A 13,791-nucleotide genomic window follows, 5' to 3' on the forward strand; every position below is an offset into this window, starting at 1 on the left:
ACCAGTTTTTTGTCTAGCAACACGTCAGAACTTTCGGCACGCTGGGATTTTCTTCCATGTCAGCCCCCTTACTAAATCGATAAATGTCTGTAAACTTTTAGTCGGGGCCAGCCTCTGGACCCAGTGTCGACCAGCGTCCGAAACCGTACGAGGCCGACATGCCACTCACCTCTGGGCCGATCCGGTGGCCCCCATGGAAAGGCGCGTCCCTTGAACGCCAACGACCCCCTCACCCCCGACGCCCAGCTGAAGAAGCAGGACCGGGCCCGCAAGCGCAAGGCGATCCTCGCCGGCGGCGTGGTCCTCGGCCTCGGTGCCGCGATCACCCTCGCCGCATGGTCGGACGATGTGTTCGCCGACGGCCTCTTCAACACGGGTTCGTTCGACCTCATCGGGTCGCCCGGCACCACGGCCACGCTGGCGGAGGGTGCCTACGCACAATATGACACCTCCGCGGGCGCCGCCGATCTGTCGTTCGAGATCGACGCCCTCGAGATGTACCCCGGCGAGACGGTTGCTGCCCCGTTCAGCATCGCCCAGCCGACCGGCACCGATGTCGACGGCCGGGTGTGGATGTACGAGGCGACCGCGACCGGCGTTCTCGCTCCCCATCTGAGCTACGCGATCAAGAGTGTCGCCGACCCCACGGCCTGCCTGGCCGACGATCCCGCGACGACCGTCGACGAGTCCGCCGCTGTGACTGCGCTCCCCGCCTGGAACGACGGGGCCTTCACCACCAACCCCGTCCAGAACCTGGCCGGTCAGCGGGACGCCGCCGGTGGCGCCGAGACCCAGGACCTCCTGGTGGAGCAGAACTTCGGCAACCAGCAGCATCTGTGCATCCAGGTCACCCTGGAAGACAACGAGACCGCGATCGGTGCGCTCGACACCTCGGTCGACACCTCGATCCTCTGGCAGTTCAAGGGCGAGTCCGAGACCCCGACCGCCTGACGTGGCGAGCTAGCCGCACTGCTCTTGTAGCGGCCTGTCGGGCGGGTCAGTAGCCGGGCGGGATCGAGCATCCCGACCCGCCCGGCCTCATCCCCGCTCGACCCCTCTCCCGCCCCCGAATACGGAGCCCCAGAATGAGTAACACCAGCAATGCCGCTGCCGAGTCGCGCCTCCGCAAACGTAAGGCAGTCCTGGCCGGCGGCGTCGTCCTCGGCCTGGGCGCCACGATGACACTGGCCGCATGGACGGATGACGTCTGGGTGAGCGGCTCGTTCTCAGCCGGCAAGTTCAACGTTCAGGGGTCCGTCGACGCCGGGGCCACCTGGAACGAGTACAACACCTCCGGCAGCGCCGGCACCCTGCCATTCACTGTCCCGGTCACCGCGATGAGTCCCGGCGACTCGGTTTTCGCGCCGCTCCACCTCCGGGTCGACCCCTCCGCGAACAGCTACAACGCGGCGATCACGGTGCCGACCGCGCCAACCGGTCCCGCTGTGGTCAACACCGCCAATACGGCGTTCTTCGGGGCACTCAGGGTCACCCTGTACAACGTCGCACCCGGCAGCTGCACCAGCGGTGGCACCGCGTCGGCCACCGCTCTTTCCGGGTTCAACAACGTCGCACTGGGAACCACGACGACGTCAACCCTCATCACTCTCGACAAGAGCTCGACGCCGCAAGTCGTCTGCTTCAAAGTCACCCTGCCGTCCGGGTCACCCACGACCGTGCAGGGCGGCACCACCGGCGCTCTGACGTGGAACTTCAACGCTACGTCGGTCTAACTCACCGACCACACGGCATTCCGGCCACCTACATCCTGACGAAAGGAGACGTGAACCTGTGACCATGACCGGCCGATTCCACCGGCTCACGTCTCGGCGCCTCGCACTAGCGGCCGCAGGCGTGGGCGCCGCGGTGGTGGCCACTGTGTCGGTGCTCGGGCCCACCGAGACCGTCGCCTCGTTCGCCGATGACGTCTGGGCCAGGACAACGGGCTTCACGGCGTCGCAGTTCAGGATCCAAAGTTCGCTCACAGCCAGCGGCACCTACGCCGACAACACCGCCGTGAACCCGCTTGAACTGCCGGGGTCAACCACTCCGGGGACAGTGGCCTTCTCGACGCCGATCGCACTCGCGCCGGGAGCCACGTCGTACGCGCCCGTGTACCTGCGCACCTCTCCGGGGACCGCCAAGAACGCGGTGGTCAGCATCTCAACCGCAGCCAAGAGGTCCGGGGTCACGAGCAACGACGCGCTATGGGGCACCACTGTCGCTCCAATTACGCCCGGTTTCATCACCTACGCTGCGCGCGCCGTACCCACGACGACCTCGAGCACTTGCAATGCGACGGTCTGGTCGAGTTCTCAGGGGACAGAACTCTACGCAGGCAGTTCTGCGCTTTCCGCGGCGGCGCCGGCGGCGACATTCACGCTGGCATCGGCTGCGGGCTCCACCCACATGGTGTGCTTCCGCTTCACCCTGGCCTCCAATGTGGCCACCGCTGCGCCGGCCGGCACCAACGGCGCGTCCGTCTACCCCGTGTGGACCTTCACCGGAAACCAGGCGTCATGAGAACTGTGGACACGGACGCCGACAACGCCATGCAGGAGAACGTCGTGCCCGAGGGAACCGACGCCTCACACCGACCTAGCATCCGGTCCAGGCTCGTCGACGGTCTTCTCACGGTTCTGGCCGCATTCGGAGTGGTGTGCATCATCGCGACTATCGCGGCGCTCGCTCTCAACATCAGCCTGATCATGTTCAAGACCGGGTCGATGTCCCCGACCATCCCCACCGGGTCACTCGCTGTCGTCAGGGAGATACCTGCCTCCGCTATCCGGGTCGGTGACATCACCACGGTCTCGCGGGGTGAGGACCGCCTCCCGGTGACCCACCGAGTCGTTTCCGTGACCCCTGTCGGCGACGGATCCTACGCACTCGAGATGAAGGGCGATGCAAACGACTCCCCGGACGCTCAACCGTACGTCGTCGCCGAGGTCCGAAAGGTCCTCTGGCACGCTCCGGGCCTCGCCTATGTGGTGTCACGGATAAGCCAGCCCATATACATGGCCGGGATAACTGTCGCGGCCTCCTTCCTGGTCGTGTGGGCTTTCTGGCCCCGGAAGCAGCAGTGACATGAGTCTGTCCCACCCCTCCGTTCGTCTCCGCCGCGTGACCGCCTCCGCCGGCGCCCTCGCAATCGCGGGAATGCTCGCGCTGTCCGGCCTGGTGGGTGGGGGTGTCGAGCAGACGGAAGCCGCGTGGTCCGATACCGAGGTGGCGCAGGCGCAGGTTCGAGCCGAATGGGCGACGAACGGGTGGGCGCGGAATAGCACCAACGCGTACTGGAATCACGCCAGCTACCCTGATCGAACCACAGGGCTTTTCCCACCAACCAACGTCGACGCACGTGCAGAACGGCAGGTCCATCGCAACTCGGCTGGTGTTTCTACCGGACAGGTGACGGGCACTCTAGGCGATGTCAACCTTGACGGGTTCACACCCAACTTCGAAGTGCGAACTCCCAGTTCGAGGCCGGCAACTGGCGTGACTTTCTGTGTCCAAGCCGCCGCTCCTGGGGCGACCGCCGGTTCACATAGCGGCTGCACCACCGCGGGCCCTGCCTACACACGAAGTGACTCGCAGACCCGGGCCAAGGGGTGGGGTCGGTCGGGCGGGTACGCGAATCCGTCACCCGCGCCTAGCCAGCCAATCGTCTGGATGGAAACGGACAATGTCACCACCATGGCCGAATGCGCGCCTAACGGCCAGACGACCGCGTCTACTCCAACGACGAGTTTTCCGAACAAGGGCAACAGCGTCGGAATAATCTCGAGCTACTCGACGCTTCTTCCGCTGAATCCGGAGTCGGAATACACGGCCCTGGTGCCGCAAGTGAACAAGCGCGTCACTGCTTGGCTTCGCCCTCGCTACCGGACTAGCCTGCTCACTTGGGTCAACGGGCCGGTTTACCTCCGCGCCACACTCACATCCCGCGCCTACGCGACCACCGGCTACGCGCTCTCAGATTTGTACATGACAATTGATCAGTACCGGGTGAGCAACCAGGAACACCTCGGCTCGTTCACCATGATCTTCTCGCGTTCCGAGTGCGCAGTCGACACCCCTAGTTCCAGTCATCTGCCTCTCGCCAACGAGTTCGAGCCGATCAACCCGCCCGCCTACCCCGCGGATCCAGCTGCAGTCCCGGTATCGGTGACCGATGCGCCATCACCTGATGCGAACGGCCAGCTACCTGTTGCGTTCGCCCGCACGACTTCACGCGGCCTAGAGGCAGACGGCGCAGTCTCCGCTGAGCTACCAGCCACCATCACCGCAACCTCACCGATTGAGAACTCCACGGCATCGGAGACCACCACTTCGGCGCCACCGGACCCGTCGAGCGCGGACGAATCGACCAGCGCGCAGTCTGACCCGAGTTCGCCCCCCGAAACAACATCGGCGCCGACCTCGACGACGGTTGCGACGACCACCTTTTCACCGACGCAGACCACCACCGTGCTGACCGAGACCCCGACGACCGTCATCCCCGGCGACCCCGGCACCCTGTCGGCGACCGCCGAGACCGCGAAGGTCGGAACCGTCGAGGTGGACGGAACCGCGAACGATGTCGTCGTCAAGGGAGACACCGTTCCCACCGACGCCGATACCGCCGCCGCGGCATTGGACACCTGGATCAACGACGGCACCCGCCCGAGCGGGGATTGGACGACCTTCACCTCCACCGACCCGGACTCCGACGGCTGGCGTTGGGCCGCCATCAACCAGGTCACCGGGACGGTCGTCTATATCCGCTGAGACCCGCCCCGACACGCAGAGATGTGTGTGAGATTGGCCACTCGCCGGGGCCGCTGTAACGGTTCGGACACCCCGGCCCATACTCTTGATGAACCGGCGATCGACGCGGGCCCTGCCCGTGCCGGAGACCCCTCCTCCGGATCGATCGCCCTCTGATGGCTTTCGGAGGAGCTATGCGGACACGGCACGCGGCCAGCGCCCTGGTCGCCCTCGGCGCCGCCTCCGCATGCGCACTCGCCACCACGGTGATCCTGCAGGACCGCCAGAACGAGGCCCAGGAATCAGCGCTGCGCAGCTCCTCCTGGTCCGTGCAGGCCTCCACCGACTTCGGCACCACCTGGACCGCGCCCATCTCCAGCTACGGTGGGCACTTCCCCGTCCGGGTGGACACGGCCGGGCTCCGCAACCGTTCCGCCTACCAACCCCTGACCCTGCGGACGAGCGTGGACTCCCGCTCGGAGGCCCACGTGGAGATCGGCGAGGGCGTGTTGGTCGAGGGCGACCCCGCCGCCGCCGCCGCCGTGAGCATCCGGGCCGTCACCACCCGCGGGGGTGCGTGCGCCGCGCCCGCGTTCGCACCGGACGCCCCCAGCGTGCTGGCCGGCGACGGTACCCGCCCCCAACCCGTGGACGCGCCCACGGTGGACGAGCCACTCGTGTTGCCCGGAGGCACGCGCACGACCCCTGGCGCGCCGGTCACGGTCTGTCTGGAGTTGAGCATGGACTCGGCGTCCCCGGCCCCCGACTCGGTACTGATGCTGGCCTGGCCCATCGAGATCGCGCGCGCGGACGCCGGGACCTGACCGGCCCCCGGGCCACTGGTCACAAGCGGTCCGGGGTCGCCTTCCGCGTGCGGGCGGCCGACCGGTAGACCTGCTCGTGGGCGGCCATCACCGTTCTCGGATCCGCGCCCTCCACGCGCGGCGGCGCCGCACGGGGCTCGTCAATCGCCGAGCGGACAGCCCACGTCAACGAACCGGGGTCCCGGGGGTCGTACACCTCGCCCGAGTGGTCGGCGGGATCGCAGCGGTCGAACCACTGCTCCCGCAGGAACCCCACCGCAGGGAGCACCGGCGCCACCCCCAGATCCCGGCACAGCTCCAGCCAGGTGGAATGGGTGGCGAACCGGTAGGGCAACACGCACACGTCGAGCGCGGCGAACTCCGCCAACACCAACTTCAGGTCGAGGGCCTCGTAGCGCACCAGGCGTACCGACTCCCAGTCCCCCTCCGCCGCGAGCTCGGCCACCAGGTGGTGCCCGCCGCTCTCGCGGTCCTCGCCGCATGCGTCCCGCCACGCCTGCGCTTCCACCACGATCCGCAGGTGAGCCCCGCGACGCCCGGCTGCGGCAGGCGCCAGCAGGTCGAGCAGCTCGGGCCCCTCCAGGTTCTCGCCCATCCGCTCGAGCAGGACGCCCACCACGGTGTCCTCGTCGCCCCTGAGGTGCTTGGCGGCGCGGACGGCTGCGGAGATCTCGAGTTCGCTCAACAGCCGCGGGTGCGGCACCACCAGGGCCTCCACGCCCCACCGCACCCACAGCTCCTGTGCTGCGACCTCGGTGAGCGTCAACACCTTCGCCGCGGCCTGCACCAGCGCGCCGGTGCGGCTGCGGTGCGGCAGCGCGTCCTGGTCGGTCGGATAGACGATGTCGTGGACGGTCAGCACCATGGGTACGCCGTTGCGGCCCAGATGGCCCACCACCTCTGCGACGCTCTCCGGCTCCAGATAGTCGTAGCCGAAGTGCACATGGGCCACGTCCACGTGGTCCAGCGGATCGCCATCGGAGATCCCATCGGAGGTGTCCGGGTCCGTATCCGGCGGGGGCTCACCGTTGACCACACCCGGCCGCACCGGCAGCAACTCGATGTGATCCGAGGAGCCCAACCCCGTGATCCGGCGGACGGCCGGATGCGCCGCTGGTAGCACCGCCACCCTGGTCCGAGACGCACCGCCATGTGACCGCATAAAACTTAGTTTAGACCCCTACGCAAGTCTTCGATCAGGTCTCCGGCGAATTCCAGCCCCACCGAGAGCCGGACCACGTTGTCGGCGATGCCCACCGCCGCGCGGGCCTCGGGCTCCATCGACGCGTGCGTGGTGGTCGCGGGGTGGGTCACCAGCGACTTGGCGTCCCCGAGGTTGTTGGAGATGTCGATGACCCTCAGCGCGTTGAGGAGTGAGAAGCAGCGCTGCTTGCCGCGGTCCACCTCGTCGTCGTACTTCAGTCCGAACGTCACCACCGACCCACCGCCGGACATCTGCTCCGTCGCCAACCCGTACTGCGGGTGCGAGGGCAGCATCGAGTACCGGACCCAGTCCACCGCCTCGTGCGACTCGAGGAACTGCGCCACCTCGAGCGCGTTGGCGGACATCCGCTCGACGCGCAGGCTCATGGTCTCGAGGCCCTTGAGCAGCACCCAGGCGTTGAAGGCGTTCATACCGAACCCTGCGTGACGCATCAGGTTCTGCACGGGTCCGGAGATGTACTCCTCCGTGCCCAGAACGGCGCCGCCGAGGACGCGGCCCTGACCGTCGATGTGCTTGGTGGTGGAGTAGACCACGATGTCCGCGCCCAGCTCGAGCGGCTTCTGGTGCAGGACGGTGGCGAAGACGTTGTCCACCACCACCTGCGCGCCGGCCTCGTGGGCCAACTCGCAGACGGCCCGCACGTCCACCAACTCCTGCATGGGATTGGAGGGGGTCTCGAAGAACACGGCGTCGGTGGGCTCGCTGAGCGCCTCGCGCCACTGGTCCAGGTCGGCGCCGTCCACGAACACCGTCTCCACGCCCCAGCGCGGCAGGATCTCGGCGCAGATCACGTAACAGGAGCCGAACAGCGCCCGCGAGGCCACCAGGCGGGATCCGTTGCCCAGCAGCGCGGCCAGCGACACGAACACCGCCGACATCCCGGAACTGGTGGCGAAGCACGCCTCGGCGCCCTCGATCTGCCGCAGCCGCTCCTGGAACATCGCCACGGTGGGGTTGCCGTAGCGCGAGTAGACGAAGCGCTGGATGTCGCCGTTGAACGACGCCTCGGCCGCCTCCGCCGACTCGTACACGTACCCGGAGTTGAGGAACATCGGCTCGGTGGTCTCCTCGAAGCCGGTGCGCATCTGCCCGGCCCGCACGCCCAGGGTGTCGGGGTGGAGACCGTCGGGGAGCTCGTTGTTTCTCATCCGCTGCTTTCTCGTCGGGTGGGGAATGCGTGTCAGGACTGCCGCCAGGCCAGGCCCGCGACCTTCCAGCCGTTGACCGTGCCGCGGTGCCCGAGGGCGTCAGGGTCGCCCTCGAAGCCCTCGGCCACGTTGTACGCGGGGCCGTATCCGGCAGCGGTGGCGGCGCGCGCGGCGGCGGCCGACCGGTGCCCGCTGCGGCACAGGAACAGCACCGGCGCCTCCGGGCCGACCCCTGCCTGACCGAGCTGTTCGACGAACCGCTGGTTGGGCTCGCCCGCCGAGGAGACCCATTCGATCCCCACGACCGGCTTGCCCAGCTGCGACAGGTCGGCGCCGCCCACCCACTGCCACTCCGCGCTGGTGCGCACGTCCACCAGCACGGTGTCTGGATCGGTGGAGAGCAGGTCCCAGGCCTGTTGCGGTGCGAGGTCCCCAGCGTAGTCGCTCATGTGCGTTGATTATGCTCCCTCCCCCGCCGTTCGGTCCGGTCGAGGTCCCCGGGTCGACCTTCTGTGCGACTATCGGATCATGACGACATCCTCAGATTCCGCTCTCCGCGTGGCCGTCGTCGGTTCCGGGCCCGCGGGCGTCTACGCCTGCGAGGCCCTGCTGGACTGGAGCGATTCCCGCGACCCGTCCGGCCGCGGGATAGTGGTGGACCTGTTCGACCGGCTGCCCGTCCCCTACGGGCTGCTGCGCCACGGTGTGGCCCCGGATCATCCCCGCATCAAGGGCATCGCGCGCACGCTCGAGGGCATCGCCGCCGACCCGCGCATCCGCTTCCTCGGCAACGTGGAGTTCGGCACCGACCTGACACTGGAGGACATGCGCGGGCTCTACCACGCCGTGGTGTTCTCCACCGGCGCGCTCGCCGACCGCCTGTTGAACATCCCCGGCGAGGACCTGGAGGGCTCTCACGGCGCCGCCGAGTTCGTCACCTGGTACGACGGCCACCCCGACTCGGACCCCGAGTGGGTTCTCACCGCCGAGCGAGCGGCCGTGCTCGGCGTGGGCAACGTGGCCCTGGACGTGGCCCGCATGCTGGTGCGCAGCGCGGAGCAGCTCGAGGCCACCGACATCCCCGACCACGTCCGCAGCGGCTTCGGCACCAACGCCAGCCGGGTGGTGTCGGTGATCGGTCGCCGCGGGCCGGCGTACGCCAAGTTCACCCCCCTGGAACTGAGGGAGATGGGCAAGGTGGAGGGGCTCACCGTGGTGGTGGACCCGGCCGACCTGGAGTACGACGACGAGGCGCGCGAACTCCGCGAGCACGACCGCCGGGTGGGACAGATCTGCGACCAGCTCGAGAAATGGGCCGGCGCACAGCGCGAGGCCGGGCACGGTTCGGCAGACCAGGCCGAGGCCGCCGCCCTCGACGCCGGCGGGCGGGTGGTGCGCTTCCGCTTCCACCGGTCCCCGGCCCGGATCCTGGGGACCGACGGTCGGGTGTCCGGGCTGCGTCTGGAGCTCACCGAACCCGACGGGCCGCGCGTGCGCAGCACCGGCCGGACCGAGGACCTGCAGGTCGAGGCCGTGTACCGCGCGGTCGGCTACCGCTCGGCCCCCCTCGAGGGATTGCCGTTCGACCCCGGCTCCGCCGTCATCCCCAACGACTCCGGCCGCATCCTCGACTCCCCGGACGGCGACCCGCTGCCGGGGCTGTACACGGCGGGCTGGGTCAAGCGCGGGCCCACCGGCGTGATCGGCACCAACCGCTCCTGCGCCGTGGAGACGATCGGCCGGCTGACCGCCGACCTCGATTCGGGCGCACTGAACGAGCCCACGCACCCCGACCCGCCGGCGGTGCTCGACCTCCTGGCCGAGCGCGGGGTCGCAGTGGTCGACGGCGCGGCCTGGACGGCGATCGACACCCACGAACGCGAACTCGGCGCCGCCGCGGGCCGCGAGCGCACCAAGCTGCCGGGCCGCGCCGAGATGCTGGACATCGGCCTGAACCCCCGCCCCGCCTCACGCTGACGTCGCGCCTCTAGTCGGTGTCGGCGATGAGGCGGCCGATCTCCTCAAGCGAGACCGTGCCGGGATCGAAGTAGGACGAGTGCGCGCCGCGCACCGACCCCGCCCCCGAATCCGGTCTGGTCACCTCCACCCCGTGCCCTCCGAACTCCTCCGTCCCGGGGCGCCCGCCCAGCGCGCCCGTGACCGACCACCACGGGACCGGGTCCCAGCGGTCGACCACACCCACGACCTCGTCGGGTCCGGCCCGCCGCGCGGCGCCGCGCTCGTCCACCCACTGCTGCTCCACCGAGTCGACGCTCGCCCCCGGGCTGCCCACGTGGATCATCCGATCGGCCGCCATCCCCTGTGGGTCGGCCGCCGCGGCACCGAGCACCGCTGAGCCGTAGCTGTACCCCACGGCGGCGTGCGGGGCGTCGCGGCCGTCCATCGTCTCGACCGCGTCCAACCCGGCCGCGAAGTCCCGCAGATCCCCGGCATGCGCTCGCGCGGCTGCCGCCGAGAACCCGGCCGCCGCCACATCCGCGGGGGCGTCGTAGCCCTGCCACGAGACCGCCGCGCAGGACTCGGTCGCGGCGTCGACCGCCTCGCACATCGCCTCCGCCCGCTCGCCGGTCCGGGCGATCGACTCCAGCGACGACCCGGTGCCCGGGACCAGGGTGACGACCCGGTCCGCACCGTCGGGGTCCGCGCTCGCCACCACCGCCCGGCCGTCGGCGTGCAGCGCCAGCAGGTGCCGGGCGGGATCGGCCGCCAGGTGCTCCGCCAGCGCGACCAGACCCGGCCCCGGCCCCGCGCCGTCCGCGCCGGCGGGACGGGCCTCGACGGCCTCGAGCATCCTGCGCAGCCGTGCCCGGTTGAGCGCATCCCGTGTCGCCGAGGACAGCCCCGCCACCGAACCCAGCTCCGGGTGGTCCCGGGCCAGGCGTTCGCGGTCCGCGGGCCCCAGGGAGTGCCACAACGCGGCGACCGCCCGCGGATCGTCACCCGTGGACCCGGACAGGTCGATGCACGCGCGGGTCGCGGCGTCCGTGAGGCCGGCCAGGCAGTCCGCCGCCTCCCGCAGGCGCACCGTCAGGACGCGATCGGCGTCCTGCACGGCAGTCACATCGCCGGAGCCGGGGTCCGCCTCCTCGTCGTCGGCCCAGCTCATCAGCGCCCTCGCCAACCGCGACCCCTCGACCCGCAGTACGTCGGCCACGTAGAGACAGTTGTTCGCGAGGGTCCCGGCCTGCGCGGCCGCCTCCCCCACGCGGCTGCGGGCCCGCGCGCCCGCGTGTCCGGACCAGCCGCCACCGGTGGGAGTCTCGCCGCCCAATCGTCGGGCCACCGAGTCCAGGTCGGCGGCCACCTCGGCGATACCCCGGCCGGTCCCCGCGGCCCGGGCCTCCGCGTGGTCCACCGCCACCACCAGGGCCTCAGCCCGCTGCCCCGGCGACATCCCCGGCCACCTCCTCGTCGGCGTCGACCAGCAGATCCGCGGCCCTGCCCATGCCGCGTGCGAGCTCCTCCGCCTGCCCCACGGCGTCCCGCGCACGCCTGGCGAGCAGGGCTGCGCACTCGGCGAGGGCGGGCCCACTGAGGAGCCCGCCCGGCGCCCCGGCCTGCACCCCGCCCGCGGCGACCGCCGCCGCGTCGAGCGCGGCGGACAACCCGGCGGCATGCTCCGCCGTCCGGGCACCCGATTCCGCCACGCGGACAGCCTCGGCCGCCACCGCCACCCGCTCGAACCCCAGCAGCGCCGCGGTCACCGGCCCCGCTCCCGCCACCACCTCTGGCTCCGATCCCGCCATCGACTCCCGCCTCCCGCCCCGGCGCACCCCTGCACCGCTCGGGGAGTCACGCTAAGGCGACAGCGGCGCCGGAGGCGGCCCACACAGGACACCGGTGGATAGAGTCGACGACCATCCACAGGCCATGCGCGATCGACACCGTCCCGGGCCCATTCGGAAGGGAGGCCGTGTCGTCCCCGGTCAGTCCACGTCCTGCTCGGCGTACCGCGCCCCCAGGATGCGAGCGGTCAGCGCTACGGTCAGCACCAGGAACACCCCGAGTGAGCCGAAGAGCAGCACCGGCGGGAGTCCCCCGCTCGCGGACCTCGACGCCATGACGATCGAGATCTGGATGGCCGTGAACAAGCCCAGCATGAGCACGCAGAACAGCCACATGTCCTCGCGGATCAGTCGCTCGAACCGGCGTATCCGCGCAGCCGTGGCCGTCCACCAGTCCCGGTTGGGAGCGTTGATCGCGCCCGGCCAGTGCATGACCAGCCGGGACAGCAGAGGCAGCGGATAGGCCGTCAGCACCGGCATCGCCACCGAGAACGCCAGCGCGCCCGCCTTGCTCGACCACCCGTCCGGCTCACCGCCAGGGCCGAAGTGCGTCGGCACCCGCTCGGGCAGGACCTGCACCTGCCACCCGAGCACGGCCAGCCAGGCGACCGAGAACACGGCGACCAGCACCAGGATCCACCGCGCGGTGGGCTCGGGCGGTAGTCCGCGGGCCTCGGCTGCGATCGCGCTCGTCGTCGTCATCTATCGGGACCTCCCGGCCCGGGGGCGGTGCGGCACACCACCTACCTCACCACCGTCACGCGCGAGGCCGCCTCGAGGGCCCGCTCGCGCGCGATCTCGACGTTCTCGGCGGTGGCCACGGCCACGCCCATGCGGCGGAACTCGCTGGCCGAGGGCTTGCCGAACAGCCTCAGCTCCGCCTCGGGCACAGCCAGGGCGCGGGCCACGCCCCCGAAGCCGACCCCTTCCGCTCCGTCGGCCCCGATGCCGGTGCCGCCGTAGATCACCGCCGAGGCGCCGGGGCTGGCCATGGTGGTGACCACCGGCAGGCCCAGGACCGCGCGGGCGTGCATCTCGAACTCGCTGAGCACCTGGCTGCGCAGTGTGACCAGCCCGGTGTCGTGCGGGCGGGGGCTGACCTCGGAGAAGTACACGTCCACGCCCTTGACGAACAGTTCCACCCCGAACACGCCCACCCCGCCGAGGGCGCCGGTGATCCGCGCGGCCACCGAGCGCGCCGAGTCGTAGGCGTCCTGCGTCATGAGCTGCGGCTGCCACGACTCCACGTAGTCGCCGCGCTCCTGGCGGTGGCCGATCGGCTCGCAGAAGTCGGTGCGGATCTCCCCGGTCTCCGGGTCCACGCTGCGGACGGTGAGCAGGGTGATCTCGTACTCGAAGTCGACGAACGACTCCACGATCACGCGCGCCCCCGCGACCCGCGCGCCGGACTGCGCGTAGGTCCAGGCGGCCTCCACGTCCTCGGGGCCGTGAAGGGAGGACTGCCCCTTGCCCGACGACGACATCGTGGGCTTGACCAGGCACGGGAACCCGATCAGGGTGCACGCCTCCTGCAGTTCCTCGAGGGAGGAGGCGAACGCGAAGCGGCTCGTGGGCAGGCCGAGCTCCTCGGCGGCCAGGCGGCGGATGCCCTCGCGGTCCATGGTCAGCTGCACGGCCCGGGCGGTGGGCGCGACGCGGGCCAGACCGTCCTGCTCTATCTGCGCGAGGGCATCCGTGGCGATGGCCTCGATCTCCGGGAGGATCACCTGGGGCTTCTCGAGTTCGACCACCCGGCGCACCTCGTCGGCGTCGGTCATGTCGATGGTGTGGCTGCGGTGCGCCACCTGGTGGGCGGGGGCGCCGGGGTAGCGGTCCACGGCGATCACCTCGACCCCCAGGCGCTGGAGCGCGATCGTGACCTCCTTGCCCAGCTCCCCCGAGCCCAGCAGCATGACGCGGGTCGCGTCCGGGGTGCCCGGTGTGCCGAAGCGGTCCACGACTGGAGGGGCGAGGGGATCGTGAGGGGCGCTCATGGCGACCACGCTAGTAGACCTGCGGCGACGGACCGCACGCGACCG

At 70.2% G+C, this 13,791-nt stretch carries 14 protein-coding genes; 7 read left to right on the top strand and 7 right to left on the bottom strand.

The genetic code is table 11. The features are described 5' to 3' along the window. Positions 1-210 precede the first annotated feature (210 nt). The 6 genes from NJE57_RS04675 (at position 211) to NJE57_RS04700 (ending at position 5,573) form a co-directional block, all read left to right on the top strand. Positions 211-951: a SipW-dependent-type signal peptide-containing protein gene (locus tag NJE57_RS04675; RefSeq protein WP_319027237.1), complete on the top strand. Its 741-nt coding sequence runs from the start codon at positions 211-213 to the stop codon at positions 949-951. Between the two features lie 134 nt (positions 952-1,085). Further along, positions 1,086-1,733, top strand: coding sequence for a SipW-dependent-type signal peptide-containing protein (locus tag NJE57_RS04680; protein ID WP_319027238.1), 648 nt, complete (start codon positions 1,086-1,088; stop codon positions 1,731-1,733). Positions 1,734-1,797: 64 nt separating this feature from the next. After that, entirely contained in the window at positions 1,798-2,523 is a 726-nt protein-coding gene (locus tag NJE57_RS04685) for a hypothetical protein (RefSeq protein WP_319027239.1), read from the top strand. Beyond that, entirely contained in the window at positions 2,520-3,086 is a 567-nt protein-coding gene (locus tag NJE57_RS04690) for a signal peptidase I (RefSeq protein ID WP_319027240.1), read from the top strand. Before NJE57_RS04685 ends, NJE57_RS04690 begins: the two co-directional genes overlap by 4 nt. A 586-nt stretch (positions 3,087-3,672) precedes the next feature. Beyond that, positions 3,673-4,770, top strand: coding sequence for a hypothetical protein (locus NJE57_RS04695; RefSeq protein ID WP_319027241.1), 1,098 nt, complete (start codon positions 3,673-3,675; stop codon positions 4,768-4,770). 173 nt (positions 4,771-4,943) lie between these two features. Next, positions 4,944-5,573 carry a hypothetical protein gene (locus NJE57_RS04700; protein ID WP_319027242.1) on the top strand — a complete coding sequence of 210 codons (630 nt, stop codon included), beginning with the start codon at positions 4,944-4,946 and terminating at the stop codon, positions 5,571-5,573. A 19-nt stretch (positions 5,574-5,592) separates the two neighbouring features. On the opposite strand, the gene NJE57_RS04705 is transcribed toward NJE57_RS04700, so the two are convergent. The 3 genes from NJE57_RS04705 to NJE57_RS04715 are packed head-to-tail and all read right to left on the bottom strand — an operon-like array spanning position 5,593 to position 8,395. Continuing rightward, on the bottom strand, positions 5,593-6,702 hold the full coding sequence (locus NJE57_RS04705; RefSeq protein WP_319027243.1) for a hypothetical protein: 1,110 nt from the start codon (positions 6,700-6,702) through the stop codon (positions 5,593-5,595). 38 nt (positions 6,703-6,740) lie between these two features. After that, complete coding sequence (locus tag NJE57_RS04710) at positions 6,741-7,946, bottom strand: O-succinylhomoserine sulfhydrylase (RefSeq protein ID WP_319027244.1); 1,206 nt, start codon at positions 7,944-7,946, stop codon at positions 6,741-6,743. 32 nt (positions 7,947-7,978) lie between these two features. Next, on the bottom strand, positions 7,979-8,395 hold the full coding sequence (locus NJE57_RS04715) for a rhodanese-like domain-containing protein (protein WP_319027245.1): 417 nt from the start codon (positions 8,393-8,395) through the stop codon (positions 7,979-7,981). Positions 8,396-8,474: 79 nt separating this feature from the next. Here NJE57_RS04715 and NJE57_RS04720 point away from each other — a divergent pair, with 79 nt between their 5' ends. Then, a complete protein-coding gene (locus NJE57_RS04720; protein WP_319027246.1) occupies positions 8,475-9,923 on the top strand; it encodes an FAD-dependent oxidoreductase in 1,449 nt (482 codons plus the stop codon). A 10-nt stretch (positions 9,924-9,933) separates the two neighbouring features. Here the strand turns inward: NJE57_RS04720 and NJE57_RS04725 are convergent, their stop codons facing one another. From NJE57_RS04725 to purT, 4 genes are all read right to left on the bottom strand, one after another. Then, positions 9,934-11,361: an alpha/beta hydrolase gene (locus NJE57_RS04725; protein WP_319027247.1), complete on the bottom strand. Its 1,428-nt coding sequence runs from the start codon at positions 11,359-11,361 to the stop codon at positions 9,934-9,936. Then, positions 11,339-11,713, bottom strand: coding sequence for a hypothetical protein (locus tag NJE57_RS04730; RefSeq protein WP_319027248.1), 375 nt, complete (start codon positions 11,711-11,713; stop codon positions 11,339-11,341). Before NJE57_RS04730 ends, NJE57_RS04725 begins: the two co-directional genes overlap by 23 nt. A 180-nt stretch (positions 11,714-11,893) precedes the next feature. After that, positions 11,894-12,454: a DUF1648 domain-containing protein gene (locus NJE57_RS04735; protein WP_319027249.1), complete on the bottom strand. Its 561-nt coding sequence runs from the start codon at positions 12,452-12,454 to the stop codon at positions 11,894-11,896. A gap of 41 nt (positions 12,455-12,495) precedes the next feature. After that, positions 12,496-13,746, bottom strand: a complete 1,251-nt coding sequence (purT, locus tag NJE57_RS04740) for a formate-dependent phosphoribosylglycinamide formyltransferase (RefSeq protein ID WP_319027250.1) — start codon at positions 13,744-13,746, stop codon at positions 12,496-12,498. Positions 13,747-13,791 lie beyond the last annotated feature (45 nt).

Origin of the sequence: Dietzia sp. PP-33 (assembly GCF_033790845.1) — a bacterium.
Lineage (GTDB): Bacteria > Actinomycetota > Actinomycetes > Mycobacteriales > Mycobacteriaceae > Dietzia.